The 25,510-nt window shown below is 60.0% G+C and carries 23 protein-coding genes; 9 read left to right on the forward strand and 14 right to left on the reverse strand.

Annotated elements, in window-relative coordinates:
* Positions 1–61 precede the first annotated feature (61 nt).
* From J0X03_RS02155 to lpxO, 3 genes are all read right to left on the reverse strand, one after another.
* Positions 62–757: a CTP synthase C-terminal region-related (seleno)protein gene (locus J0X03_RS02155; RefSeq protein ID WP_423734679.1), complete on the reverse strand. Its 696-nt coding sequence runs from the start codon at positions 755–757 to the stop codon at positions 62–64.
* Positions 758–873: 116 nt separating this feature from the next.
* Entirely contained in the window at positions 874–1,794 is a 921-nt protein-coding gene (gene lpxP / locus J0X03_RS02160; protein WP_033651230.1) for a kdo(2)-lipid IV(A) palmitoleoyltransferase, read from the reverse strand.
* A 300-nt stretch (positions 1,795–2,094) separates the two neighbouring features.
* Entirely contained in the window at positions 2,095–3,000 is a 906-nt protein-coding gene (gene lpxO / locus J0X03_RS02165; RefSeq protein ID WP_033651231.1) for a lipid A hydroxylase LpxO, read from the reverse strand.
* Between the two features lie 248 nt (positions 3,001–3,248).
* Between lpxO and J0X03_RS02170 the strand changes: the two genes are divergently transcribed.
* Positions 3,249–3,590: a hypothetical protein gene (locus J0X03_RS02170; RefSeq protein WP_033644442.1), complete on the forward strand. Its 342-nt coding sequence runs from the start codon at positions 3,249–3,251 to the stop codon at positions 3,588–3,590.
* Positions 3,591–3,719: 129 nt separating this feature from the next.
* On the opposite strand, the gene fis is transcribed toward J0X03_RS02170, so the two are convergent.
* From fis to acuI, 11 genes are all read right to left on the reverse strand, one after another.
* Positions 3,720–4,016, reverse strand: coding sequence for a DNA-binding transcriptional regulator Fis (fis, locus tag J0X03_RS02175; protein ID WP_000462905.1), 297 nt, complete (start codon positions 4,014–4,016; stop codon positions 3,720–3,722).
* On the reverse strand, positions 3,998–5,002 hold the full coding sequence (gene dusB / locus J0X03_RS02180; RefSeq protein ID WP_033644443.1) for a tRNA dihydrouridine synthase DusB: 1,005 nt from the start codon (positions 5,000–5,002) through the stop codon (positions 3,998–4,000). The genes fis and dusB overlap by 19 nt, the downstream gene beginning before the upstream one ends.
* Before the next feature lie 394 nt (positions 5,003–5,396).
* Positions 5,397–6,278, reverse strand: coding sequence for a 50S ribosomal protein L11 methyltransferase (prmA, locus tag J0X03_RS02185; RefSeq protein WP_033644444.1), 882 nt, complete (start codon positions 6,276–6,278; stop codon positions 5,397–5,399).
* 11 nt (positions 6,279–6,289) lie between these two features.
* Positions 6,290–7,735, reverse strand: coding sequence for a sodium/pantothenate symporter (gene panF, locus J0X03_RS02190; RefSeq protein ID WP_004936863.1), 1,446 nt, complete (start codon positions 7,733–7,735; stop codon positions 6,290–6,292).
* Positions 7,725–7,967 carry a YhdT family protein gene (locus tag J0X03_RS02195; RefSeq protein ID WP_033644445.1) on the reverse strand — a complete coding sequence of 81 codons (243 nt, stop codon included), beginning with the start codon at positions 7,965–7,967 and terminating at the stop codon, positions 7,725–7,727. The genes panF and J0X03_RS02195 overlap by 11 nt, the downstream gene beginning before the upstream one ends.
* Before the next feature lie 151 nt (positions 7,968–8,118).
* On the reverse strand, positions 8,119–9,468 hold the full coding sequence (gene accC, locus J0X03_RS02200) for an acetyl-CoA carboxylase biotin carboxylase subunit (protein WP_033651233.1): 1,350 nt from the start codon (positions 9,466–9,468) through the stop codon (positions 8,119–8,121).
* Between the two features lie 12 nt (positions 9,469–9,480).
* Entirely contained in the window at positions 9,481–9,948 is a 468-nt protein-coding gene (gene accB, locus J0X03_RS02205) for an acetyl-CoA carboxylase biotin carboxyl carrier protein (protein ID WP_033636178.1), read from the reverse strand.
* Between the two features lie 32 nt (positions 9,949–9,980).
* Entirely contained in the window at positions 9,981–10,433 is a 453-nt protein-coding gene (gene aroQ, locus J0X03_RS02210) for a type II 3-dehydroquinate dehydratase (RefSeq protein ID WP_004936891.1), read from the reverse strand.
* A 287-nt stretch (positions 10,434–10,720) separates the two neighbouring features.
* Positions 10,721–11,320, reverse strand: a complete 600-nt coding sequence (gene msrQ / locus J0X03_RS02215; protein ID WP_089197499.1) for a protein-methionine-sulfoxide reductase heme-binding subunit MsrQ — start codon at positions 11,318–11,320, stop codon at positions 10,721–10,723.
* Positions 11,321–12,322: a protein-methionine-sulfoxide reductase catalytic subunit MsrP gene (msrP, locus tag J0X03_RS02220; RefSeq protein ID WP_033651234.1), complete on the reverse strand. Its 1,002-nt coding sequence runs from the start codon at positions 12,320–12,322 to the stop codon at positions 11,321–11,323.
* A 156-nt stretch (positions 12,323–12,478) separates the two neighbouring features.
* On the reverse strand, positions 12,479–13,456 hold the full coding sequence (acuI, locus tag J0X03_RS02225) for an acrylyl-CoA reductase (NADPH) (protein WP_033644448.1): 978 nt from the start codon (positions 13,454–13,456) through the stop codon (positions 12,479–12,481).
* Positions 13,457–13,660: 204 nt separating this feature from the next.
* Here acuI and csrD point away from each other — a divergent pair, with 204 nt between their 5' ends.
* The 8 genes from csrD to nit1 all read left to right on the forward strand — a co-directional run bounded on the left by csrD (position 13,661) and on the right by nit1 (position 25,508).
* Positions 13,661–15,595, forward strand: a complete 1,935-nt coding sequence (gene csrD / locus J0X03_RS02230) for an RNase E specificity factor CsrD (protein ID WP_096242628.1) — start codon at positions 13,661–13,663, stop codon at positions 15,593–15,595.
* Between the two features lie 412 nt (positions 15,596–16,007).
* Positions 16,008–17,051 (forward strand): rod shape-determining protein MreB, encoded by a 1,044-nt coding sequence (gene mreB, locus J0X03_RS02235; RefSeq protein ID WP_003855260.1) that lies wholly within the window; start codon positions 16,008–16,010, stop codon positions 17,049–17,051.
* A 94-nt stretch (positions 17,052–17,145) separates the two neighbouring features.
* Positions 17,146–18,171: a rod shape-determining protein MreC gene (mreC, locus tag J0X03_RS02240; protein WP_033644451.1), complete on the forward strand. Its 1,026-nt coding sequence runs from the start codon at positions 17,146–17,148 to the stop codon at positions 18,169–18,171.
* The gene (gene mreD / locus J0X03_RS02245; RefSeq protein ID WP_160204651.1) at positions 18,168–18,656 is read left to right on the forward strand and encodes a rod shape-determining protein MreD; all 489 of its coding nucleotides are present in this window, start codon (positions 18,168–18,170) and stop codon (positions 18,654–18,656) included. Before mreC ends, mreD begins: the two co-directional genes overlap by 4 nt.
* A 10-nt stretch (positions 18,657–18,666) precedes the next feature.
* The gene (locus tag J0X03_RS02250; RefSeq protein WP_033644452.1) at positions 18,667–19,251 is read left to right on the forward strand and encodes a Maf family protein; all 585 of its coding nucleotides are present in this window, start codon (positions 18,667–18,669) and stop codon (positions 19,249–19,251) included.
* Positions 19,252–19,289: 38 nt separating this feature from the next.
* Positions 19,290–20,759, forward strand: a complete 1,470-nt coding sequence (gene rng, locus J0X03_RS02255) for a ribonuclease G (RefSeq protein ID WP_019453170.1) — start codon at positions 19,290–19,292, stop codon at positions 20,757–20,759.
* An 88-nt stretch (positions 20,760–20,847) separates the two neighbouring features.
* Entirely contained in the window at positions 20,848–24,651 is a 3,804-nt protein-coding gene (gene yhdP / locus J0X03_RS02260; RefSeq protein ID WP_160204650.1) for an AsmA2 domain-containing protein YhdP, read from the forward strand.
* The gene (gene nit1 / locus J0X03_RS02265) at positions 24,648–25,508 is read left to right on the forward strand and encodes a deaminated glutathione amidase (protein WP_033644455.1); all 861 of its coding nucleotides are present in this window, start codon (positions 24,648–24,650) and stop codon (positions 25,506–25,508) included. Before yhdP ends, nit1 begins: the two co-directional genes overlap by 4 nt.
* The last annotated feature ends 2 nt before the right edge of the window (positions 25,509–25,510 follow it).

The raw sequence follows: 25,510 nt of genomic DNA on the forward strand, positions 1-25,510 counted from the left end.
CCTCGCAAGAGGGCTTTTTTTATCCGGTGACAACGCCCCGATGGCGCCGATGAACCTTTGTTTACCCGTTGGCGGCTTTGACGAGTTCCACCACCAACGGTGAAAGCTCGCCGCGCAGCGCGGCGCGTTCCGACTGGAACAGCGTGGCGGCGTAAAAACGCCGGCCCGGCAGTTCGATGGCGCGTACGTCGCCTTTGGTGTCGTGGCCGCTGATGATCAGCGGGAAACGCTGCAGATCGGCGACGAAGTCCGGATTCACGCCGAAGTTGCAGTGGTAGCCTTCATGGGCGTTCAGGCTGCCGTAGGCCTGCGCGACGCGGGTGTCAGGCTGAAAAACGATGTCGCCGGTTTTTTCCACCAGCGAGCAGCTCAATGGGGCGATCACCAGCCGGCCACCGCTGTCGGTTTCCGCATGACCGGCGTCGTGCCAGCCCATCACATTGCGGGCGTATTCGACGATGGCGTATTGAAAACCGCCGCAGGAGCCGAGGAACGGCACGTCGTTTTCCCGCGCATGACGGATCGCCATAAAGGCGCCGTCGTCGTGACGATACGGGCTGCCCGGCACCACCCAGATGGCGTCGAAATCTTGCAGCGCGTCGGGGGAGGTCAGGGTTTCGGTCGGGAGCCACTGGGGCTGAACGTCGATGTCGAGGTGGGCGGCGGTGAGCTGGAGTGCCACGGGGATAGCCTGGTGGGCCACGGCTTGCGGGTTGTAATCACCGACCAGAGCAATGCGGACTTGAGCTTTCATCATTTCCTTTCCTGTGCGGGTAAAAAAGGAGATTACAGGAAAGCGGGAGCCCGAGCCGCAGATTTTTTAAACGCGGCGCACAAAAAAGCCCGGCGTTGGCCGGGCTGGAAATAAGGGGGTCAGTACAGCGAGGGCGCGCCAGCCGGTCGGGTTTTGAAACGGCGGTGCAGCCACATGTATTGCTCCGGCGCCCGCATGATCTCTTTCTCGATCACTTTGTTCATGTAAGCCGCGGCCGCCTGTTCGTCGCTGAGCGGATAGTCTTCCAGAGCCGGTTGGATCAGCAGGTCGTAGCCGCGGCCGCCCTCGCGGCGGATCAGCACCACCGGCACCAGCGCCGGGTTGGCCATGCGCGCCAGCATGAAGGTGCCGCTGGTGGTGGCAGCCTTATCGACGGCGAACAGCGGCGCGAATACGCTGCCGCGCGGGCCGTAGTCCTGATCCGGCGCGAACCACACCGCCTCGCCGCGCTTGAGCGCATGCACCATGCCGCGCAAATCCTTGCGATCGATCATCGCCTTGTTGGAACGCATGCGGCCTTTGGTCTGCGCCCATTCCATCGCCTTGTTGTTATGCGGACGGTACATCGCCATCATCGGCTGACACAGGCCCATCGCCCGGCCGCCCAGCTCCAGCGACATAAAATGCACGCCGATCACCAGCACGCCGCGATCGTCGCGCTGCGCCATTTTGAGGTGGTTGATGCCGGAGACGTTGAACCAGCGCTTGACGCGTTTATCTGACCAGAACCAGGCCATGCCGGTTTCCAGCAGGCCCATGCCGAGGGATTCGAAATTGCCCACCACTTTGCGCTCGCGCTGCGCTTCGTCCATCTCGGGGAAGCACAGCTCGAGGTTGCGACGGGTGATAGTGACGCGGCGCTTGAGAAAACGCATCGAGGTGCGTCCCATCCACACCCCCAGACGGTAGAGCAGCGGATAGGGGAGCTGTACCAGCAGGAACAGCAGAGCGAGGCCGAACCAGGTTAGCCAGTAGCGCGGGTGCAGCAAGGCCAGTTGAAATGCTTTGGCTGATTTCATAGAAACTCGTTTTATACGTTAAAAGGGGCAGCAAGCTGTAACGCATAAAGGTTCCACTCGATAGCGATACGACTGCTCAGACACCCGGGTACGGCCAGGGTTTAGTCGGAATTCCATAATTGACTAAACATTTACATTCGAAGGGCGGTTTGCGCTGCTATCAGGCTTCGGAGGGATAGCTGTTGGCCAGCGGAGGCGGCTCTAGGAATGCTTATGCTAACACAGGGTACGGGGTGTGGCGGAAGAGGGGCATGCGAATATTCTCATTCGCGTTGCCCCTGAGTTGAGGATTGGCGCGTTTTACAGGCTGGGAATGATAATCGCGGCGAAGATCGCGGCGATCACCAGCCATTTCAGCAGGTAGTAACCGCGGCGGTTGCGCGCTTTCAGGCGTTGGCCGGCATCGCGCACCGCGTTGACGTATTTGAAGATGCGGTTGATGCCGCCGGTGCGGTCCTGATCGTCGTTCGGCGAACTGGCCGCCGACATCAGCGTAGCGCCGACCCAGTGGTTGACTGCCTGCGCCCAGCGCCATTTCATCGGCCGCTCGACGTCGCAAAACAGAATGATGCGCGTCTGATCGGTGGCGTTCTGCGCCCAGTGCACGTAGGTCTCGTCGAAGATCACCGCCTCGCCGTCGCGCCAGCTGTGCTGCTCGCCGTCTACTTCGATGAAGCAGCGATCGTCGTTGGGCGTCATCAGCCCCAGGTGATAGCGCACCGAGCCGGCGTAAGGATCGCGGTGTTTACCCAGGTGGCTGCCGGGCGGCAGCTCGGCGAACATCGCCGCCTTGACCGACGGGATGCGGTTGAGCAGCTCGACGGTTTTTGGACACAGCGTCTGCGCCGAAGGGTGACTGTCGCTGTACCATTTCAGATAGAAACGTTTCCAGCCGCGTTTGAAGAAGGTGTTGAAGCCGGCATCGTTATGCGACTGCGCCTTTTTGATATGATCCTGCAGGCGCACCGCTTCTTCGCGGATCGTCTGCCAGTTGTCGGTCAGCGTCTGCAGCTCCGGGAAGCCTTTTTCGTCGAAATAGGGCTGTTTGGCGGGCAAACGGGAGAAACCGGTCATAAACATGTTGATCGGCCCCATAAACGTGGAGTGATCGAACAGCTGACGGGTAAGCTTTTGTTTCTCTTTGCCGCGGGAGTGTGCGTAGAGGAAGCTGATGATAAAAATGCCGATAATGATCGCGGCAACCATAGAATCCATCCCTGTTAGTGCTTGTTAAAAATTCGTACAAATTATAGTTTTGTGACAGGAAAAATTTAACTTTTTCGTGCGCTTTCCCCGCTCATGCTGCTTAGTGGCATAAAAAATCAATAAAACTGTTTGTAATAAAATTTTATATCGATTTTTTTGGTTTTAGTCCTATTCTTAAATCGTTCAAGGGGCGTTTCATGCCATCTTGTTTCATGACGAATGGCACGTATCTGAGAAAAGAGGGACTTATGAAGAAATCAATCATTGCCTTGTCTGCACTGCTGCTCGCTTCCCCGGTGTTCGCTGCTGAAACCGCGACCAACACCGCCGCTCACGCCAGCAACGAGGTTGTCGCTGAGGCGCATAAAGGGGCGGATACCGCCAAAGAAAAGCTGCACCAGTCTCAGGACAAGGGTGAAGAGCTGAAGCTGAAAGCCAAGCACGCCGCCGAAGGCAAGAGCGATAGCGTTGGCAGTAAAGTGAGCGAAGGCTCGCAAAAAGCCTGGCACTCCACCAAACAGGGTACGGAGAAGGCTTGGGACAAGACCAAGCAAGGGGCGGAAAGCCTCAAAAACAAAGCGACCGAGTAAGGTCTCCGCTTTTTACCCCAAGGGCCGCGTTGCGGCCTTTTTTATTGCCTGCAAACCGGGCGTGCCCCAAAGAAAAAGGCGCTTATCAAATGAGATAAAGCGCCTTTTCAACACGTTAACTGACTAGTATCAGTTCATGCCGTATTTTTTCAGCTTCTTGCGCAGCGTGCCGCGGTTGATGCCCATCATCAGGGCTGCGCGGGTTTGGTTGCCACGGGTGTATTGCATCACCATGTCCAACAGTGGCTGTTCAACTTCAGCCAGTACCAGCTCATACAGGTCATTTACGTCTTGACCGTTCAGTTGAGCAAAATAGTTCTTCAGTGCTTGTTTAACCGAGTCACGCAGAGGCTTTTGAGTCACCTGATCTTGTGAGTTAACGGTAGAAACGGTCAGTACGTCAGAATTTACGCGTTGTTCGAACATAGTTCTGTCAGCTCTTTTTTTACGCTAAGATTTTCGAAATATGCCTCCAACGCCTCCAGCTGTTCGCTGGCATCCTCTATGGCGTTGAATGTGCGCCGAAACTGGTCATTCGGAGCGTGTTCCTGGAGATACCAGGACACGTGCTTACGAGCAATCCGGAATCCCTTGCCTTGGCCATAGAAGCCGTGCAATTCCCGAATGTGCCCAATCAACAAGCGCTTCACCTCGCCAAGCGGCATCGGCGGCAGCAACTCCCCAGTGTCCAGATAATGCTGGATTTCCCGGAAGATCCAGGGTCTCCCCTGAGCAGCGCGGCCTATCATCAGGGCATCGGCCCCGGTGTAGTCGAGCACTGCTCTGGCTTTATGCGGGTCAGTAATATCCCCATTCGCGATAATCGGAATGGAAACACTCTGCTTAACTGCCCGAATGCTGTCGTATTCCGCGTTGCCGTTAAACAGACAGGCGCGGGTTCGGCCGTGAATCGTCAGGGCCTGAATACCACAGTCTTCGGCCAGTTGGGCAATCTCTACACAGTTACGGTGCTCTGGCGCCCAGCCGGTGCGAATCTTCAGCGTTACCGGCACATCCACCGCGTCGACCACCGCGTGGAGGATCCGTTTAACCAGATCCGGGTACTGCAACAAAGCGGACCCGGCAAGCTTCCGGTTCACTTTTTTGGCCGGGCATCCCATGTTGATGTCGATGATCTGCGCGCCGCTGGCCACGTTGATACGCGCGGCGGCGGCCATATCATCAGGATCGCATCCGGCAATTTGCACGGAGCGGATCCCAGGTTCATCGCTATGCACCATACGCAGACGCGACTTATCCGTCCGCCACACCTCCGGGTTGGAGGAGAGCATTTCGGATACAGCCATCCCAGCACCCATTGCATGACAGAGGGTTCTGAACGGGCGATCTGTAATACCGGCCATCGGGGCCGCAATCAGGCAATTAGTAAGCTGGTGGTGTCCAATGCGCATAGACAAAGAGTGACCATACTGTGTCCGCAAGGGCGCGTATATTACGCATTTTTGCGTCGAGATGAAAGGCCAAACTTTAACCAATTGGCCCGATATTAGGACGGAAAATACGCTACGCGGCGATTCATAAAAATATTATATATATTTTACAATAAGTTGACGAAAAGTGCTTATTTTGTGTGCGGCAAAATATTCGCCTTTGCGCAGGATATTATCTGCATTCGCCCGCTATTTTTGCCGGGATAGCCTGCCTGGAAGGCGCATTCTCAGGGCGATCCGTCGTTGAGCGGCGAAAAATTGCATAAAATTTTGTGCCGCCCGAAGGCCGATCGCCGGACAAAAAAAATCCACCGGCGCAGGGCCGGTGGACGAGAGGGGCACTATACCGTGACGCTTACTTGCGGCGGCCGGTAATGCGGCACCACTCTTCGCGCTCGGCGACCGGGTCGAGCGTGAACTTCTCTGCGTAGGCTTCCGCTACGCTGCTCGCCTGGCTGGCCAGCACGCCGGACAGCCCCAGATGGCCACCGGCCTTCGGCAGACAGCCGATCAGCGGCGCCAGCTCGCGCAGCGGGCCGGCGAGGATGTTGGCGACCACCACGTCCGCCAGCAGGTCGGCAGGCTGGTCTTTCGGCAGATACAGCTCCAGACGCTCTGAAACGCCGTTACGCTGCGCGTTGTCGCGGCTGGCCTGAATGGCCTGGGGATCGATGTCGATGCCGATAGCGCGCGCCGCACCCAGCTTCAGCGCGGCGATCGCCAGGATGCCGGAGCCGCAACCGAAGTCGATAACGGTTTTGCCGGCCAGATCGAGGCCGTCCAGCCACTGCAGGCACAGCGCGGTGGTCGGGTGGGTGCCGGTGCCGAACGCCAGGCCCGGATCGAGCATCACGTTGACCGCGTCGGGATCGGGCACGTCACGCCAGCTCGGGCAGATCCACAAGCGCTCGCCGAAGCGCATCGGGTGGAAGTTGTCCATCCACTCGCGCTCCCAGTCCTTGTCTTCCAGCTGTTCTATCTTGTGGCGGAAACCGGCGCCCAGCAGCGGGTGCTGTTCCAGCATCGCCACCACCTCGGCCATATCGGTTTCGGCGTCGTACAGGCCGATCACATCGGTGTCGCCCCACAGCAGGGTTTCACCCGGCAAGGGTTCGAACACCGGATTGTCGTGGGTGTCCTGGAAGGTCACCGACACGGCGCCGCTTTCCACCAGCGCGTCGCTCAGGTCTTCCGCCTGGCTGCCGGTGGTGTTCAGTTTGAGTTGGATCCAAGGCATAGCAATTCTCTTCAAGAGGGTAATGATGACGCCGCCCGGCGCTTTTCGCCGACGACGTTACCGAGATAAAACGCCAACAGGCTGAGCAACAGCGAAGGCACGATAGGGTGCAGCCCCGCCGGTTGCAGGTTGAAGCTGGCCAATAGCGTATAGCATACCGCACCCGACACCATTGAGCTAAGCGCTCCCTGTGCATTGGCGCGTTCCCAATACAGGCCCAGCACCAGCGGCCACAGGAAGACCGCCTCCAGCCCGCCGAAAGCCAGCAGATTGAGCCAGATGATCATCTCAGGCGGCCGCCAGGCCGCCAGCAGCACCAGCAGACCGAGGATCAGCGTGGTCAGGCTGGAGAAGCGCTTGATCAATCGCTCGTTGTGGATCTGCTGCGGCCGCACGCCCAGGTAGAGATCCTTGATGATGGTGGCGGAGGATTGCAGCAGTTGGGCGTTGATGGTCGACATGATCGCCGCCATCGGCGCCGCCAAAAAGATCCCGGCGGCGTACGGCGGCAGCACGGTGATCATCAGCGTTGGGATCACCTGATCGGGGATCTTGAGATCGGGCAATACCGCGCGGCCGAGCGCGCCGGCCAGGTGCATGCCGAACATCAGCACCGCCACCACTACGGTGCCGAGCAGAATGCCGCGATGCACCGCCTTGCTGTCCTTGTAGGAGATGCAGCGCACGGCGGTGTGGGGCAGGCCGATCACCCCAAAGCACACCAGGATCCAGAATGACGCCATAAACGGCAGGCTGAGGATCTGATCGCCGCCCTGCGGCGACACCAGCGCCGGATCGATCTGCTGCAGTTTGCTTACTGCGCTGTCCAGTCCGCCGGCGGCATGGATCACTGCCACCAGCAGCAGCACGGTGCCAAGCAGCATCACCAGCCCCTGCATGGCGTCGTTCAACACGCTGGCGCGGAAGCCGCCGAAGGCAGTGTACAGCGCGATGCTGATGCCGAAGATCAGCAGGCCGGTGTCATAAGGAATGCCGGCGGCGGTCTCCAACAGGCGGGCGCCGCCGATGAACTGCACCGTCATGGCGCCGAGGAACGCCACCAGCAGGCTGAGGCTGGCCAGCCACACCAACAGGCGGCTTTGGTAGCGGCCATACAGCATGTCATTGAGGGTAATGGCGTTGTAGCGCCGCGCCAGGATGGCGAATTTCTTGCCCAGCACGCCGAGCGACAGCCACACCGCCGGCAGTTGGATCATCGCCAGCAGTACCCAGCCCAGGCCGTATTTGTAGGCGGCGCCGGGCCCGCCGATAAACGAACTGGCGCTGATGTAGGTGGCGGTCAGGGTCATCGCCAGCACAAAGCCGCCCATCGAGCGGTTGCCGAGGAAGTATTCGCTGAGGAAATTTCCGTTCTGACGGCGGCGATAGGCATACACCGACAGGCCGAACACCAGCAACAGGTAGGCGACCAGCGGCAGGATCACTTCAGTTTGCATCGCTGTCCTCCAGCGAAATGTCGCGGAACACCGTGCGCACCATCAGCCAGCACAGGCCGATGAACAGCAGCGGCACCAGCAGGCAGGCCATTTCGAACCAGTGCGGCAGACCGGTGACGCCGATGGCGCTGTCCGGCAGGTAGGCCGCCAGCCCCCAGGCCAGCAGGTAGAGCAGCGTCAGCCCCAGCGCCCAGCGCGCTTCGCGGTGCGCCTGAATAAAGCGTTTGTCCATCCGTGTCTCCCATAGGTTTACGGTGATGGATTCATCAAAGGTAGGGAATTTTACGGCATGACGGCGTTTTGCCAAGCCGTTACTGGCGTCAGCGCCAAAGAAAAAGGCCGGTGATTAACCGGCCTTTCGTCAGACGATGCTGCGTGCCTGCTTAGGTTTCCTGCAGACCCAGCTTCTTCTCCAGATAGTGGATGTTGGTGCCACCGTGCTGGAAGTTTTCGTCGTTCATGATCTTCTGCTGCAGCTCAACGTTGGTTTTGATGCCGTCGATGATCAGTTCAGCCAGGGCGTTTTTCATGCGGGCAATCGCCACGTCACGGTTTTCGCCGTAGGTGATCAGTTTGCCGATCATGGAGTCATAGTACGGCGGTACGGTATAACCGGCGTAGATATGAGATTCCCAACGCACGCCGAAACCGCCTGGCGCGTGGAAGCGGGTGATCTTGCCCGGGCTCGGCAGGAAGGTGTTCGGATCTTCGGCGTTGATACGGCATTCTACCGCATGGCCGTGGATCTTCACTTCTTCCTGTTTGATCGACAGCGGCTGACCAGCAGCGATGCGCAGCTGCTCTTTGATCAGGTCCACGCCGGTGATCATTTCGGTAACCGGGTGCTCTACCTGAATACGGGTGTTCATTTCGATGAAATAGAACTCGCCGTTTTCATACAGGAACTCGAAGGTGCCCGCACCGCGATAGCCGATTTCCACACAGGCTTTCGAGCAGCGCTCGCCGATATAGCGGCGCATTTCGCTGGTGATGCCCGGCGCCGGCGCTTCTTCGACCACTTTCTGGTGGCGACGCTGCATGGAGCAGTCGCGCTCGGCCAGATAGATGGCGTTGCCCTGGCCGTCGGCCAATACCTGAATCTCGATGTGACGCGGATTCTCCAGGTATTTTTCCATGTACACCATGTCGTTGTTGAAAGCCGCTTTGGCTTCCGCTTTCGTCATGTTGATGGACTGCTCAAGGTCTTTGTCGCTGCGCACGACGCGCATGCCGCGGCCGCCGCCGCCGCCGGAGGCCTTGATGATCACCGGATAACCGATGCGCTTGGCGAAGGCACGGTTTTTATCCATGTCATCGGTCAGCGGGCCGTCGGAGCCCGGTACGCAGGGCACGCCGGCTTTTTTCATGGCGTTGATCGCGGAAACCTTGTCGCCCATCAGGCGGATGGTTTCGGCTTTCGGGCCGATAAAGATGAAACCGGAGCGTTCAACCTGCTCGGCGAAGTCGGCGTTCTCGGACAGGAAGCCGTAGCCCGGGTGGATCGCCACTGCGCCGGTGATTTCCGCCGCCGAGATGATGGCCGGGATGTTCAGATAGCTTTTTACCGATGGCGCAGGACCGATGCAGACGGTCTCGTCGGCCAGCAGAACGTGTTTCAGATCGCGGTCGGCCGCGGAGTGAACCGCAACGGTCTTGATGCCCAGTTCTTTACAGGCACGCAGGATGCGAAGCGCGATCTCGCCGCGGTTGGCGATAACAATTTTATCAAGCATGGGGGCGCCTCGTTATTCGATGACGACCAGCGGCTCGTCATATTCGACCGGCTGGCCGTTTTCCACCAGGATGGCTTTCACGACGCCGGACTTGTCCGCTTCGATCTGGTTCATCATTTTCATGGCTTCAACGATGCACAGGGTATCGCCGGCGTTCACTTTCTGGCCCACTTCCACGAAGGCTTTCGCGTCCGGGCTTGGGGTGCGGTAGAAGGTGCCTACCATTGGGGAACGAACGACGTGGCCACTCACGGCCGCCGGTGCTGCAGGGGTTTCTGCCGCAGGCGCGGTGGCAACGGCGTTAGCCAGGGCTGGCTGCTGCTGTGCCGGCATCGCGTAGGCCTGCTGCATGACGGGATAAGCCTGCGCCGGTGCGGCACGGCTGATGCGAACCGATTCTTCGCCTTCAGAGATTTCCAGTTCAGAAATGCCTGATTCTTCAACCAGTTCGATCAGTTTCTTGATTTTACGAATATCCATGAGTGTGATTCCGTACTCTTTTTGTGGAGCAATTAGTGGGTTTTCGACAGACGGTTAACCGCTGCCTGTAAAGCGAAAGCGTAGCCATCCGCGCCGAGGCCGCAAATCACGCCTACCGCTACGTCTGAGAGATAAGAGTGATGGCGGAAAGGTTCGCGGGCGTGCACGTTGGACAGGTGGATCTCGATGAACGGGATCTGCACCGCCAGCAACGCATCGCGCAGCGCCACGCTGGTATGCGTGAACGCCGCCGGATTTATCAGAATGAAATCGGTATTGCCGCGCGCCTGATGGATGCGATCGATCAGCTGATGCTCGGCGTTGGACTGCAGATGGCTCAGGGTAATATCCAATGCGGATGCCTGGTTTTCCAATCCGTTAACAATCTCTGTCAGCGTCGTGCTGCCGTACTTCTCCGGCTCACGCGTCCCCAGCAGATTGAGATTGGGGCCGTTCAGAAGCAAAATGTGAAACTTATCCGCCATTGTGCTGGTATCTCCGGCAATAAAACCATCATCGTAGAAAATAACCCGATGTTACCGATTTGTCACCTGTTAAGGGGCAAATTCACCCTGAGAACAGAAACAAGGTCGGGCATTATAACGATATCGTAGCAATTCGCAGCTAAATACTGGTCTTATCAGCGAAGATATTCAACCCCAAATCGACGAACTCGGGGAGCCGTGACAGGAATATGAGCGCTGGAACACAAAAAAAGTTCCCGCCGGCGGCGCGCGTTTTTCAGCGGCAATCCCACGCGCCGCCGCGCGATTCAGCGCCACCAGGCGCGGAATTTCTTGTAACGCAGGCCTAACAGCGCCACCGCCAACAGCGCGTAAATGAACGGCTGGGGTGAAAACGTTTTGACCGACCACAGATAGTGGATGGGCGCGAGGATCGCCGCCAGATAGACGAAGTTGTGCAACGTTTGCCATTTGGCGCCCAGTTTGCGCATCGCCCACAGCGTCGAGGTGGCCGCCAGCGCCAGCAGGATCAACCAGGTGAGGATGCCGAGCGTCAGATACGGGCGGTTCACCAGCTCGCTGCCCAGCAGGCCGAGATTGCTCAGCCCCAGTTCCAGCGTAGAGTAGCTTATCAGGTGCAACGTGCCCCAGGCAAAGCACCACAGCCCGACCAGGCGGCGGCAGCGGATTAGCAGCGGCTGCCGGGCGTAGCGCGCCAGCGGGGCGATAGCCAGCGTGGCCAGCAGCAGTTTCAGCGTCATTCTGCCGGTAAAATGCTGAATGTCCTTGGACGGATCGGCGCTGAACCAGCCCTGATCCACCGCCAACACCAGCCAGAGAAAGGGCAAAAACGCCACCAGATGCAGGGCGGCTTTCAGCCATTTGATATGAACAGGCGTCAGGCGCACTTAGAAATTCTCCCGCAGGTCCATGCCGTGATACAGCGACGCCACCTGATCGGCATAGCCGTTAAACAGCAGAGTCGGTTGGCGTTTGACGTCGAGTATGCCGCCGGCGCCGATGAAACGCTCGGTGGCCTGCGACCAGCGCGGATGATCGACGTGCGGATTCACGTTGGCGTAAAAACCGTACTCGTTCGGCGCAGATTGGTTCCAGGTGGTCGGCGGCTGATCGCGCACCAAACGGATATGCACGATCGACTTGATGCCTTTGAAGCCGTATTTCCACGGCGTAATCAACCGCAGCGGCGCGCCGTTTTGCGGCGGCAGGGTTTTGCCGTACACGCCGACGGTCAGCAGCGCCAGCGGATGCATCGCCTCGTCCAGCCGCAGCCCTTCGACGTAGGGATATTTCAGGCCGCCGCCGATAAAGCGATCTTTCTGGCCGGGCATCTGTTCCGGATCGTACAGCGTCTGGAAGGCCACGTAGCGCGCGTTGCCGTTCGGCTCGGCCAGCTTGAGAAGCTTGCCCAGCTCGAAACCGATCCACGGCACCACCATCGACCAGGCCTCGACGCAGCGCATGCGATAAATGCGCTGCTCCAGCGGGAAACGCTTCATCAGATCGTCGATATCCAGCGTTATCGGCTTCGCCACTTCGCCGTCGATGCGCACTTTCCAGCCTTCGGTCTTCAGCCCGCCGGCGTTGGCGGCCGGATCGGCCTTGTCGAGGCCGAACTCATAGAAGTTGTTGTAGCCGGTGACCTTGTCTTCCGGCGTCATCGCCAGCTGCGCCTGCCAGGCGGCCGGTTTGCTGAATTCCAGCGCTTTGCCCGGCGGCGCCTTGGGACGATCGTTGCCTTTGAACCACGACAGCAGGTCCGCCTGTGCGCCGGTAGGCAGCGCCAGCGTGGCGGCGGTGATGCCGAGCGCCTGCAGCACTTTGCGCCGCTGGTGGAATACGCTCTCCGGCGTGACGTCGGCCTCGGTCAATTTGGGGTGTTTGTTCATGCTTATGTTCTCTGCGACTGATGCCCGCCGCCCGCGAGCGGTTAACGGGGCTCCATGAAATAAGCATGGCGCTAAAGCCGGCCGGAAGCGAGGGGACGCGGGAAAATATGAAATTTCGCAGACGCCGGTGAGCCCCCCGTCGCCGGGGGGAGTCCGTCAGCGGATTTTCACCAGAGTGCGGCCGGTGATTTGGTTGTTCAGCAGCGCGGCGGCGGTGGCCGGCGCCTGTTCGAGGGTGATTTCGTGCGTGGCCTGCTGATAGAAACTGTCCGGCAGGATGCCGGCCAGCCGTTCCCAGGCGGTTTGGCGGCGATGCAGCGGCGTATGCACCGAATCCACCCCTTGCAGGCGCACATTGCGCAGAATGAACGGCATCACGGTGGTCGGCAACTGATAACCGCCGGCCAGGCCGCAGGCGGCGACGGTGCCGTTATAGTTCATCTGCGCCAGCACCCGGGCCAGCAGTTTGTCGCCGACGGTGTCCACCGCGCCGGCCCACAGCTGTTTCTCCAGCGGACGCGGCGTGTCGATATAGCCATCGCGCGACATCACCTCTTTGGCGCCGAGCGCTTTCAGGTAGTCGGTATTGCTGTCGCGGCCGCTGATGGCGGTCACCCGGTACCCCAGCGCCGCCAGCAGGGCGATGGCGGTGCTGCCCACGCCGCCGCTGGCGCCGGTAACCAGGATATCGCCGTCGTCCGGGTGTACCCCGCCTTCCTCCAGCGCCATCACGCACAGCATGGCGGTAAAGCCGGCGGTGCCGATGATCATCGCCTTGCGCTCATCCAGGCCGTTCGGCAGCGGCACCAGCCACTCGCCGGAGACGCGAGCCTGCTCGGCCAGGCCGCCCCAGTGGTGTTCACCCACGCCCCAGCCGGTGAGCACCACGCTTTGCCCCTCTTTAAAGCGAGCGTCACCGCTGTGGCGCACGGTGCCGGCGAAGTCGATGCCCGGCACCATCGGGAAATGACGCACGATCTTGCCTTTCCCGGTGATCGCCAGCGCATCCTTGTAGTTCAGGCTGGACCAGTTGATGTCGACGGTAACATCGCCTTCCGGCAACCGATCGCTGCCGATATCTTTGATATGAGCCAGAGTTTGGTCGTCTTGTTGTTCCAATAACAGTGCACGCATGTCACTCTTCCTCTCGTTTACACTTTTCTATCAATGGCTGAATCACATTTATTTGACTATATGCATAATAAGCGGCCCAAGTCCTGATAAAGGACAAAAACGGCGCTTGCAGGTTTAATTCCTCAGCAAGGCTTGTTAGGGTTGGACGGCCCCTTTTAGCTAAAGGGTGAACACTCACTTAACCATAGCGGACAAGGCACAGGGATGCGATTTACCACCAAACTCTCTGCATTGATCACTCTGTTGGTCGCGCTGGCGATGTTTTTGATGCTGATGGGATGCTCATACAGCTTCTTTTACGTTACCCAGGATCGCCAGGAGCGTCGCTTTGATTCGCTGGTCACGTCTCTCGATCAAGCCATGTTGCGCGAGTCGCCGCGCGATCAGGAGAAATGGTTGCCGATTGTCATGCGCCCGCTCGGCATTGTGTCGATCCGCGTAGAGGCCGGCGCCAGCAAGCTCCTCGACTATAAATTGCCGACGGCGAAAAAAGAGCCCTGGGATGCGCTGAACGGCTATCGTCAGGTCTCGCGCCCGCTGTTGCAGCACCCGGGCAGTACGCTGCAAATCACCTACCTCGATCCCTTCGCCAGCGATGTGCGCACGTTGCAATCCACGGCCGCCGTCACGCTGTCGATCGTCGTTATGGTGGTGATTTTGCTGTTCAGCCTGCGCTGGCTGCGTGAACAGGCCGACGGCGAGGATCGTCTGGAGCGCCGCGCGCGGCGCATTCTGAACGGCGAGCGCGAAAACGTCATGCAGGGCGACGTGCGCGAATGGCCGGCCAACGTCAGCGGGGCGCTCGACCGCCTGCTGGCCGATCTGGCGGAAGCCCGGGAGGAGCGCAGCCGGGTCGATACGCTGATCCGCGCCTTCGCCGCGCAGGACGCCAAAACCGGGCTGAACAATCGCCTGTTCTTCGATAACCAATTGACCACTCAGCTGGAAGAGGAAGGCTCGCACGGCATCGTGATGATGGTGCGGCTGCCCGATTTCGAGACCCTGCGCGACACGCACGGCAGCGTAGCGGTGCAGGAGCTGATGTATTCGCTGGTCAATCTGCTGTCTACCTTCGTGATGCGCTATCCGTCGGCGCTGCTGGCGCGCTATTTTCACAGCGATTTTACCGTCTTGCTGCCGCATCGCACGCTGAAGGAGGCCGACGGCATCGCCTCACAGCTGGTCAACGCCATCGATGCCTTGCCTTCCACGGCGATGATCGACCGTGAGGCTTTCCTGCACATCGGCATCGTGGCGTACCGCAGCGGCCAGACCACGGAGCAGGTGATCGATTACGCGGAGCAGGCGACGCGGCACGCTACGCTGCAGGGCGAAAACGGTTGGTACGTGTACGACAGCCAGGTGCCGGAAAAGGGGCGCGGCAGCGTCAAGTGGCGCACGCTGCTGGAACAGGTGCTGGCGCGCGGCGGCCCGCGGCTGTATCAGAAACCGGCGGTGACCGTGGAAGGCGAGGTGCACCACCGTGAGATCATGAGCCGAATTTATGACGGCGCCCAGGAATTGCTGCCGGCGGAATATATGCCGCTGGTGGAGCAATTGGGGTTGGCGGAGAGTTACGATCGCCAACAGGTGAGCCGCATCATCCCGTTGCTGGCGCAGTGGCCTGAAGAAACGCTGGCGTTCCCGCTGTGCGTGGACTCGATTTTGCAGCGCTCTTTCCAACGCTGGCTGCGGGATACGCTGTTGCAGTGCGAAAAAAGTCAGCGTCGACGAATTCTGATTGAACTTGCGGAGGCAGATGTGTGTCAACATATCGACCGTTTGCGTCCGGTGCTGAGGTTGCTGTCAGGGCTGGGTTGCCGCCTGGCGGTGTCCAAAGCGGGGTTAACCGTGGTCAGCACGTCCTATATCAAGTCGTTGCAGGTGGAGATCGTCAAGCTCCACCCGGGGTTGGTGCGGAGTATCGATAAGCGGGACGAAAACCAACTGTTCGTGCAGAGTCTGACCGGCGCCTGCGCGGGCACGCGCGCTCAGGTGTTCGCTGCCAGCGTACGTACGCGCAACGAATGGCAGACGCTGAAAGAGCGTGGGATCCATGGCGGGCAGGGCGACTTTTTCGCGTCGCCGGAACCGATCGACATGGGGCGTAAAAAATATTCACGTCGTTATCGTGTTTAAGCTGATTGACGGACAAAAATTGACGTAGAATGAGGACCGGATCCATCTGGGCCTCGTTACCGTCTTTTTGGGGTTTTTTCCAAACTGCCTGCGACAACAACGCCTATTTGAGATAGGCTCTTGTCTGCCTTTATCTGGTTGACGTTGGTAGGTGCTTACCACCGGCGGCAATCAGGGAATATGTTAGATTTTATGAGCTGTGTTACGCCGTTTCGTGCGTTGACAGGGTGGTAAACTGAGCCTTTGTTCAGGGAATTCAGGCCTCATCCAATTTCCGTGCATTCGAGCAGAAACAATACAGACTATTTTTCACCGAAGTAGAACGTTTTTGCGCCTTGTCGCTGCTTCGTGTGGTTGGTAAAGTAGGCGGATTTTATTTTCCGCCCCCAGCTTGCAGGATTATCCTTTCGTTATGTTTAAGAAATTTCGTGGCATGTTTTCCAACGACTTGTCCATCGACTTGGGTACCGCCAATACCCTGATTTATGTTAAAGGGCAAGGCATCGTACTGAATGAACCTTCGGTGGTTGCCATTCGCCAGGATCGTGCCGGCTCCCCAAAGAGCGTAGCGGCCGTCGGTCATGACGCCAAACAGATGCTGGGCCGCACCCCCGGCAACATCGCGGCTATTCGCCCGATGAAAGACGGCGTGATCGCCGACTTCTTCGTGACCGAAAAAATGCTGCAGCACTTTATCAAACAGGTTCACAGCAACAGCTTTATGCGCCCAAGCCCGCGCGTGCTGGTCTGTGTGCCGGTCGGCGCAACCCAGGTTGAACGCCGCGCTATCCGCGAGTCTGCCCAAGGGGCCGGCGCGCGTGAAGTGTTCCTGATTGAAGAGCCGATGGCGGCGGCGATCGGTGCAGGCTTGCCGGTTTCCGAAGCGACCGGCTCCATGGTGGTGGATATCGGTGGTGGTACCACTGAAGTGGCGGTGATCTCGCTGAACGGCGTGGTGTACTCCTCTTCCGTGCGCATCGGCGGTGACCGTTTCGATGAAGCCATCATCAATTATGTGCGCCGCAACTATGGCTCGCTGATCGGCGAAGCCACCGCAGAGCGCATCAAGCACGAAATCGGTTCTGCCTATCCGGGCGACGAAGTGCGCGAAATCGAAGTGCGCGGCCGTAACCTGGCTGAAGGCGTACCGCGCGGCTTTACCCTGAACTCCAATGAAATCCTCGAAGCCCTGCAAGAGCCGCTGACCGGCATCGTCAGCGCGGTGATGGTTGCGCTGGAGCAGTGCCCGCCAGAATTGGCCTCCGACATTTCCGAACGCGGCATGGTCTTGACCGGCGGCGGCGCGTTGCTGCGCAACCTCGATCGCCTGCTGATGGAAGAAACCGGCATCCCGGTCGTGGTGGCGGAAGATCCGCTGACCTGCGTGGCGCGCGGCGGCGGCAAGGCGTTGGAAATGATCGACATGCACGGCGGCGATTTGTTCAGCGAAGAATAGTCAGCCCCTGGAAGGAGGAATCGTATCGGATGAATGCGCACAGCGAAAATCGGGTACGGTTCCTCTTTCTGTTGTCGAGGAACTCGCATAATTTATGAAGCCGATTTTTAGCAGGGGGCCTTCCCTGCAACTGCGACTTTTTTTGGCGGTGATCGCGGCCATTGGCCTGATCGTTGCCGACAGCCGGCTCGGCACGTTCGTGAAGATACGTAACTACATGGACACCGCAGTCAGCCCTTTCTATTTTCTGGCCAACGGGCCGCGTAAAGTTTTGGACAGCGTGTCGGAAACGCTGGCCACCCGCCAACAGCTGGAGCTGGAAAACCGAGCTCTGCGGCAGGAACTGCTGCTGAAAAACAGCGATATTCTTCTTCTTGGCCAATTCAAGCAGGAAAACGCCCGCTTGCGCGAGCTGCTGGGTTCCCCGCTGCGCCAGGACGAACACAAGATGGTCACCCAGGTGATCTCCACCGGTTCCGATCCGTACAGCGACCAGGTCGTTATCGACAAAGGGTCGGACAACGGCGTCTATGAAGGCCAGCCGGTGATCAGTGACAAGGGCGTAGTTGGCCAGGTCGTGGCGGTGGCGAAGGTGACCAGCCGCGTGCTGCTGATCTGCGATGCCTCGCACGCGTTGCCGATTCAGGTGCTGCGCAACGATATTCGGGTGATCGCCGCAGGCAGCGGCTGCGCCGACGATCTGCAGCTGGAACACCTGCCGAACAATACCGATATCCGCGTTGGCGACGTGCTGGTGACCTCCGGCCTCGGCGGCCGTTTCCCGGAAGGGTATCCGGTGGCGGTAGTCTCTTCGGTCAAGGTCGACAATCAACGCGCTTACACTGTGATTCAGGCACGGCCGACCGCCGGTCTGCAGCGCTTGCGCTACCTGCTGCTGCTGTGGGGCGCCGATCGCAACGGCGACATGCCGTTGCCGCCGGACGAAGTTCACCGCGTGGCCAATGAGCGCCTGATGCAGATGATGCCGCAGGTGTTGCCGCCTGCCGGTTCGGTCGGGCCGCAGCTGCCGGCGCCGGCCACCGGCGTGGCGCCGCAAACCGTCGCTCCGGCGTCTGCCCAGCCTCCAGCCCAGCCTGCCGCGGCGGGAGTGGTGCAATGAACAGTTACCGCAGCCACGGGCGCTGGATCATCTGGCTGTCGTTCCTGGTGGCGTTGGTGCTGCAAATCATGCCGTGGCCGGAACAGATCTACATGTTCCGGCCTTCGTGGCTGGTGCTGATCCTCATTTACTGGGTGATGGCCTTGCCGCACCGCGTCAACGTCGGCACCGGTTTCGTGCTGGGGTTGATCATGGATCTGATCCTCGGCTCCACGCTGGGCGTGCGCGCGCTGGCGCTGGGCATCATCGCCTACCTGGTGGCGTTCAAATTCCAACTGTTCCGCAATATGGCGCTGTGGCAACAGGCGCTGATCGTCGTGCTGCTGTCGCTGTCGATGGACGTGGTGGTGTTCTGGGTTGAGTTTTTAGTGATCAACGTCTCTTTCCGCCCAGAGGTGTTCTGGAGTAGTGTGGTAAACGGCATTTTGTGGCCGTGGTTATTCCTGTTGATGCGCAAAATCCGCCGTCAGTTCGCCGTACAGTAAGGGTATCTCAATGACTTCGCTTTATCTGGCCTCCGGCTCCCCACGTCGACGTGAACTGCTGACCCTGCTGGGCGTATCGTTCGACATCCTGTTGACGCATACCGAAGAGCAGCGCCGGGAAGGCGAAGCCGCAGAAGCCTATGTGCGCCGCCTGGCGCAGGACAAGGCCAAAGCGGGCGTGGCGCTGGCGCAGGAAGATCGGCCGGTGCTGGGCGCCGACACCATCGTGGTGCTCAACGGCCGGGTGCTGGAGAAGCCGCGCGACGAAGCCCATGCGGCACAGATGCTGGCGGCCCTGTCGGGCAAACAGCATCAGGTGATGACGGCGGTGGCGATCGCCGATCGCCAAGACGTGCGTTGCCAGCTGGTGGTGACCGACGTGACGTTCCGCAGCCTGTCGCAACAGGATATCCGCGACTATATTGCTACGGGCGAACCGATGGATAAAGCGGGCGCCTACGGCATTCAAGGAAAGGGTGGTTGTTTCGTCAGAACGATAACCGGGAGTTATCACGCGGTGGTCGGTCTGCCACTGGTCGAAACACATGAGCTGCTCAGTAATTTTGTCGCATTACGTGATGTAAGAACCGGTTGATGGGCGCTGCCATTATCGACCGGCTCTGAGGAGAAGGCATGACAGCTGAGCTACTGGTTAATATCACACCGTCTGAAACGCGGGTCGCCTATATCGATGGCGGCATTCTGCAAGAGATTCATATCGAACGCGAATCCAAACGCGGCATCGTCGGCAATATCTATAAAGGGCGCGTCAGCCGCGTCCTGCCGGGGATGCAGGCGGCGTTCGTCGACATCGGCCTGGACAAGGCCGCCTTCCTGCACGCCTCCGACATCATGCCGCATACCGAATGCGTCGCCGGCGACGAGCGGAAAAACTTCCACGTGCGCGACATCGCCGAGCTGGTGCGCCAGGGGCAAGACCTGATGGTGCAGGTGGTGAAAGATCCGCTCGGCACCAAGGGTGCGCGTCTGACTACCGACATTACGCTGCCTTCGCGCTATCTGGTCTTCATGCCGGGCGCGGCGCACGTCGGCGTGTCGCAGCGCATTGAAAGCGAAGCCGAGCGCGAACGCCTGAAGTCCATCGTTGCGCCGCACTGCGACGAGCTGGGCGGTTTTATCATCCGCACCGCGGCGGAGGGCATCGGCGAGGAGGAGCTGGCGCAGGACGCTGCGTTCCTCAAACGCCTGTGGACCAAGGTGATGGAGCGCAAGAAGCGCAACCAGACCAAATACAAGCTGTACGGCGAGCTGGCGCTGGCGCAGCGCATCCTGCGCGACTTCGCCGGCGCGGCGCTGGATCGCATTCGCGTCGATTCGCGGTTGACGCACGATCTGCTGGTGGAGTTTACCGGCGAGTATATCCCGGACATCACCCGCAAGCTGGAGCTGTATACCGGCAGCCAACCGATTTTCGATCTGTACGATGTGGAAAACGAGATCCAGCGCGCGCTGGAGCGCAAGGTGGAGCTGAAGTCCGGCGGTTATCTGATCATCGATCAGACCGAGGCGATGACCACCGTCGACATCAACACCGGCGCCTTCGTCGGCCACCGCAACCTCGATGAAACCATCTTCAATACCAACATCGAGGCGACGCAAGCCATTGCCCGCCAGCTGCGGCTGCGCAACCTGGGCGGCATCATCATTATCGACTTCATCGATATGAACAACGAAGAGCATCGCCGCCGGGTGCTGCACTCGCTGGAGCAGGCGTTGAGTAAAGATCGGGTAAAAACCACGATCAACGGCTTCTCTCAGCTAGGCTTAGTTGAAATGACGCGTAAACGAACGCGTGAAAGCATTGAACATGTGCTCTGTCACGATTGTCCTACTTGCAATGGGCGCGGCACCGTGAAAACGGTGGAAACCGTGTGCTACGAGATCCTGCGCGAAATTGTGCGCGTGCATCACGCCTACGATTCCGATCGCTTCCTGGTGTACGCCTCCGCGGCGGTCGGCGAAGCGCTGAAGAGCGAAGAGTCGCACGCGCTGGCCGAAGTGGAGATTTTCGTCGGCAAACAGGTGAAGGTGCAGATCGAACCGTTGTACAGCCAGGAGCAGTTCGACGTCGTCATGATGTAGCCCGCCCGACATCGGTAGGGGCCCGGCACGCCGGGCCCGTCAGTGCATAGATATTCCCGTTGCCAGGCAGCGGAGCAAGGAGAACTGCGTGAGGCGACTGCCTGGGATTCTGTTAGCAACAGGCGCCACCCTAATTGTGATTGTGGCGCTGCTGATCAGCTGGCTGCGCCTGATGCTGCCGAAGCTGAACGACTACCGCCCGCAACTGCTGGCGCAGGTGGAGAAGCTGTCCGGCGTGCCCGTGCGGATGGATTTCGTGCAGGGCAGCTGGGAAACGTTCGGCCCGCAGCTTGAAATGCGCAACCTGAGCGCTACGCTGCCCAAAAGCGATGTGCATATCGAGCGCGTGACGCTGGCGTTGGACGTGTGGCAGTCGCTGCTGCACTGGCGCTGGCAGTTCCGCGATCTGACCTTCTACCAATTCCGCCTCGACTTGAACGCCACGCTGGGCGGCGACCAGCAGGGCGAAGGCCTTGAGCCGGGCAAGATCAGCGATCTGATGCTGCGCCAGCTCGATCATTTCGATTTGCGCGACAGCCGTATCTCGTTCCTGACGCCCGCCGGCGCGCGCGCCGAATTTGACATTCCCCAGCTGACCTGGCTCAACGGCCGCGATCGCCACCGCGCCGAGGGGCAGATCAGTCTGTCTACGCTGAACGGCCAACACGGCGTGGTGCAGCTGCGCATGGACCTGCGCGATAATCAGGGCCTGCTGGATACCGGCACGGTCTACCTGCAGGCCGATAACATCGACATGAAACCCTGGTTTACCCGCTGGCTGCGCGCCAACACCGGGCTGGAAAGCGCCGACTTCAGCCTGGCGGCCTGGCTGCAGGTGCAGAACGGCCAGATCGCCGGCGGCAATGCGTTGCTCAAGCAGGGGGCGGCCAACTGGGACACCGGCGCCGCGCAGCACCGGCTGGACGTGGATAATCTGGCGCTGTCGCTGCGCCGCCAGGGCACCGGTTGGCAGCTCGACGTGCCGCAACTGCGTTTGAGCACCGACGGCCAGGCCTGGCCGCAGGGCGGGCTTTCCGCGCTGTGGCTGCCGGAAAACACCGAATTCATGGGGCCGGCGCAGAATGAAGAACTGCGTGTGCGCGCGACTGATATTCAGCTGGAGCGTCTGTCGGCGCTGTTGCCGACCTTCTCGTTCCTCAGCCCGGACGTGCTCGACCGCTGGAACGATCTGCAGCCGCAGGGGCAATTGGAAGCGCTGGCGCTGGACATTCCGCTCAAGCAGCCGGAAAAGAGCCGTTTCCAGGCGCTGTGGCGCGATGTCAGCTGGCAGCGTTGGGAACTGCTGCCGGGCGTTAACCACTTCTCCGGGGCGTTGAGCGGCGGGGTGGAGAACGGCCGCCTGACGCTGGGGCTTACCGACAGCACCCTGCCTTACGGCGACATGTTCCGAGCGCCGCTTGAAGTCAGCCGCGCGCGTGGCGCGCTGACCTGGCGTTACAACGATCAGGGCTGGGAACTGGCGAGCCAGGGGCTGGACGTCAAGGCGAAGTCGCTGTGGGTCAACGGCGATTTCCGTTATCAGCAGCCGGCCAAGGGCGATCCGTGGCTGAACATCCTGGCGGGCATCCGCCTGTATGACGGCGCCGACGCCTGGCGCTATTTCCCGGAACCGTTGATGGGCAAGCATCTGGTGGACTACCTGAGCGGCGCCATTCAGGGCGGCCAGGTGGATAACGCCACGCTGATTTATTCCGGCGATCCGCAGCACTTCCCGTATCGCAAAAACGAAGGGCAGTTCGAAGTCTTCGTACCGCTGCGCCATGCCACCTTCCAGTTCCAACCGGGCTGGCCGGCGCTGACCGATTTGGCGATCGATCTCGATTTCGCCAACGAGGGGCTGTGGATGCATGCGCCGCAAACCCGGTTGGGCAAGGTGGCGGGTAAAAATATCAGCGCGGTGATCCCGGATTACCTGAAAGAGCGATTGCTGATCGACGCCGAAGTCGCAGGCGCGGGCAGCGATGTGCATGACTACTTTATGCAGACGCCGTTGCACGATTCGCTGGGGGCGGCACTGGAGCAGCTGCAAATTGGCGGCGATGTCAGTGGGCGCTTACATCTGGATATCCCGCTGGACGGCGAGCAGGTCAAAGCCACCGGTGAAGTGGCGCTGAACAATAATTCGTTGCTGATAAAACCGCTGGAAAGCGAGCTGCAGAAGCTCAGCGGCAAATTCCGTTTCAACAACGGCAATCTGGAGAGCGACACCCTGTCGGCCAACTGGTTCGGGCAACCGGTGGCGGTCAACTTCACTACGCAGGAAGGCGAGCGTGACTACAAGGTCAACGTTGGTCTGAAAGGAGACTGGCAGCCGGGCAAGTTCCCCGGCCTGCCGAAAGAGGCCGCCGATGCGCTCAGCGGCAGCGCGCCCTGGCAGAGCCAGGTGGCCATCACGCTGCCGCACCAAGGTTCGGCCAGCTACGATATCGGTCTCGACGCGGATTTGAAGAAAGTGAGCAGTCACTTACCTTCGCCGCTGGACAAGGCGCCAGGAGAGGCGCTGCCGGTGAACGTCAAGGTCAAAGGCGGTTTGAACGGCTTCATGTTGACCGGTAGCGCGGGCAAACAGAACCGTTTCAACAGTGAATGGAACTTCGATAAAAAACAGGTGAATCTGGCGCGCGCCGCCTGGCAAACCAACGGGGGCGGCACGCCGCCGCTGCCGGCCGGCAAGTCGATGACGCTGAATCTGCCGGCGTTGGACGGTGAGCAGTGGCTGGCGCTGCTCGCGCCGGCGCTGAAACAGGGCGGCGGCAGCGGCCAGGTGGGCGGTTTCAGCTTCCCCACCACCGTGGCGCTGACCACGCCGCAGTTGCTGTTGGGCGGCCAGGCCTGGCATAAGCTGACGCTGTCGGCCGAGAAACAGCTTGGCGCTACCCTCGTGAGCGCCAAGAGCGACGAAGTGGACGGCAGCCTGCGGGTGGCCGATCGCGGGCCGTGGCGCGCCGATATCAATTATCTGTATTACAACCCGCAGTTCGCAGAGACGAAAAGCGCGGCGGGCACGCCGCCGCCGTCGACCGAAAAAGTTTCCTTCCGCGACTGGCCTTCGCTGATGTTGCGCTGCAAGTCGTGCTGGGTACTGGGGCAGAACCTCGGCAAGGTCGAGGCGGATCTGACTAATCGGGGCGATACTCTGACGCTGGATCACGGCCTGGTCGATACCGGCCAAGGGCGCATGACCGCCACCGGCCTGTGGAAACAAAACGCGCAGGAAGAGCGCAGCTCGCTGAAAGGCAAGCTGCTCGGCGGCAAGATTGATGAAACCGCCGCCTTCTTTGGCATCACCATTCCGCTCAAGGGAGCGCCTTACGACGTGGATTTCGATCTGTACTGGCATGGCACGCCGTGGCAGCCGCGGGTCGATACGCTGAGCGGCGCGTTGCAGGTCAAAATGGGCAAGGGCGAGATCGACAGCATGGGCGGCGGCCGCGCCGGTCAGCTGCTGCGGCTGGTCAGCTTCGACGCTTTGCTGCGCAAGCTGCAGTTCGACTTCAGCGATACCTTCGGCAAAGGCTTCTACTTTGATTCCATCCGCAGTACCGCCTGGCTGAAAGATGGCATAATGCATACTGATAATCTATTGATCGATGGCTTGGCGGCGGATATTGCTATGAGCGGCCAGATCGATTTGGCGCGCCGCCGCATCGATATGGAAGCGGTGGTGGCGCCGGCGATTTCAGCGACCGTCGGCGTGGCCACGGCGTTTGTCGTTAACCCGATCGTCGGCGCGGCGGTGTTCGCCGCCTCGCAGGTGCTGGGGCCGCTGTGGAGCAAGATTTCGCTGATTCGCTACCATATCGGCGGCGATCTCGACCAGCCGAAGATCAATGAGGTACAGCGTAAGTCAAAGGAGGATAAGGCGTCATGAGGAATGCTAACGTTGCGTTGTTGCAGTTGTGCAGTGGCGATCAGGTGCGCGATAACCTGGCCCAGATTGAACAGCAGATTAAGCAGCTCAATGCCGGGGTAAAACTGGTCATGACGCCGGAGAACGCGCTGCTGTTCGCCAACTCCGCAGCCTACCGCCAACAGGCGGAAAAACAGGGCGATGGCCCGCTGCAGAATGCGGTGCGCGAACTGGCGCGCCGCTATGGCGTGTGGTTGCTGGTGGGCTCGATGCCGCTCGTCAGCCGTGAGAACCCGGAGCTTATCACCACCAGCAGCCTGTTGTTCGACGAGCAGGGCGAGATCCGCGCCCGCTACGACAAGCTGCACATGTTCGATGTGGACATCAACGACGCGCACGGCCATTACCGCGAGTCGGATACCTACCAGCATGGGCAGCACCTGACGGTGGTGGATACGCCGGTCGGGCGTTTGGGCATGACCATATGCTACGATCTGCGCTTCCCCGCGCTGTTCCAGGCGCTGCGGGCGCAGGGCGCCGAACTGATTTCGGTGCCGGCGGCCTTTACGCGGGTAACCGGCGAGGCGCATTGGGAAATCCTGCTGCGCGCCCGAGCGATCGAGAACCAGTGCATGATCCTGGCGCCGGCGCAGGTGGGGCGCCACGGGCCGACCCGTCGCACCTGGGGCCACACGCTGGCCGTCGACGGCTGGGGCAAGGTACTGGCCGAGAACCCGGACGCCGTGGCGGCACTGAAGGTGCGCGTGGACGCCGCAAGCCTGAAAAATATTCGTGCGCAGATGCCGGTGCTGCAGCACAACCGATTCCAGACGTCGCTGACGGCGCCGTCTGACAAGTTATCCTCCAATCAAGAGTGAAA

Origin of the sequence: Serratia ureilytica (assembly GCF_017309605.1) — a bacterium.
GTDB lineage: Bacteria > Pseudomonadota > Gammaproteobacteria > Enterobacterales > Enterobacteriaceae > Serratia > Serratia ureilytica.

Coding starts and splice junctions, on each gene's coding strand:
- J0X03_RS02170 (WP_033644442.1), top strand. CDS start 3,249: ATGAAGAAATCAATCATTGCCTTGTCTGCACTGCTGCTCGCTTCCCCG.
- lpxO (WP_033651231.1), bottom strand. CDS start 3,000: ATGGTTGCCGCGATCATTATCGGCATTTTTATCATCAGCTTCCTCTAC.
- mreD (WP_160204651.1), top strand. CDS start 18,168: ATGAACAGTTACCGCAGCCACGGGCGCTGGATCATCTGGCTGTCGTTC.
- aroQ (WP_004936891.1), bottom strand. CDS start 10,433: ATGGCGGATAAGTTTCACATTTTGCTTCTGAACGGCCCCAATCTCAAT.
- nit1 (WP_033644455.1), top strand. CDS start 24,648: ATGAGGAATGCTAACGTTGCGTTGTTGCAGTTGTGCAGTGGCGATCAG.
- acuI (WP_033644448.1), bottom strand. CDS start 13,456: ATGCGTGCACTGTTATTGGAACAACAAGACGACCAAACTCTGGCTCAT.
- prmA (WP_033644444.1), bottom strand. CDS start 6,278: ATGCCTTGGATCCAACTCAAACTGAACACCACCGGCAGCCAGGCGGAA.
- dusB (WP_033644443.1), bottom strand. CDS start 5,002: ATGCGCATTGGACACCACCAGCTTACTAATTGCCTGATTGCGGCCCCG.
- J0X03_RS02250 (WP_033644452.1), top strand. CDS start 18,667: ATGACTTCGCTTTATCTGGCCTCCGGCTCCCCACGTCGACGTGAACTG.
- J0X03_RS02195 (WP_033644445.1), bottom strand. CDS start 7,967: ATGGACAAACGCTTTATTCAGGCGCACCGCGAAGCGCGCTGGGCGCTG.
- lpxP (WP_033651230.1), bottom strand. CDS start 1,794: ATGAAATCAGCCAAAGCATTTCAACTGGCCTTGCTGCACCCGCGCTAC.
- panF (WP_004936863.1), bottom strand. CDS start 7,735: ATGCAAACTGAAGTGATCCTGCCGCTGGTCGCCTACCTGTTGCTGGTG.
- fis (WP_000462905.1), bottom strand. CDS start 4,016: ATGTTCGAACAACGCGTAAATTCTGACGTACTGACCGTTTCTACCGTT.
- accC (WP_033651233.1), bottom strand. CDS start 9,468: ATGCTTGATAAAATTGTTATCGCCAACCGCGGCGAGATCGCGCTTCGC.
- rng (WP_019453170.1), top strand. CDS start 19,290: ATGACAGCTGAGCTACTGGTTAATATCACACCGTCTGAAACGCGGGTC.
- msrP (WP_033651234.1), bottom strand. CDS start 12,322: ATGAACAAACACCCCAAATTGACCGAGGCCGACGTCACGCCGGAGAGC.
- accB (WP_033636178.1), bottom strand. CDS start 9,948: ATGGATATTCGTAAAATCAAGAAACTGATCGAACTGGTTGAAGAATCA.
- mreC (WP_033644451.1), top strand. CDS start 17,146: ATGAAGCCGATTTTTAGCAGGGGGCCTTCCCTGCAACTGCGACTTTTT.
- csrD (WP_096242628.1), top strand. CDS start 13,661: ATGCGATTTACCACCAAACTCTCTGCATTGATCACTCTGTTGGTCGCG.
- mreB (WP_003855260.1), top strand. CDS start 16,008: ATGTTTAAGAAATTTCGTGGCATGTTTTCCAACGACTTGTCCATCGAC.
- J0X03_RS02155 (WP_423734679.1), bottom strand. CDS start 757: ATGATGAAAGCTCAAGTCCGCATTGCTCTGGTCGGTGATTACAACCCG.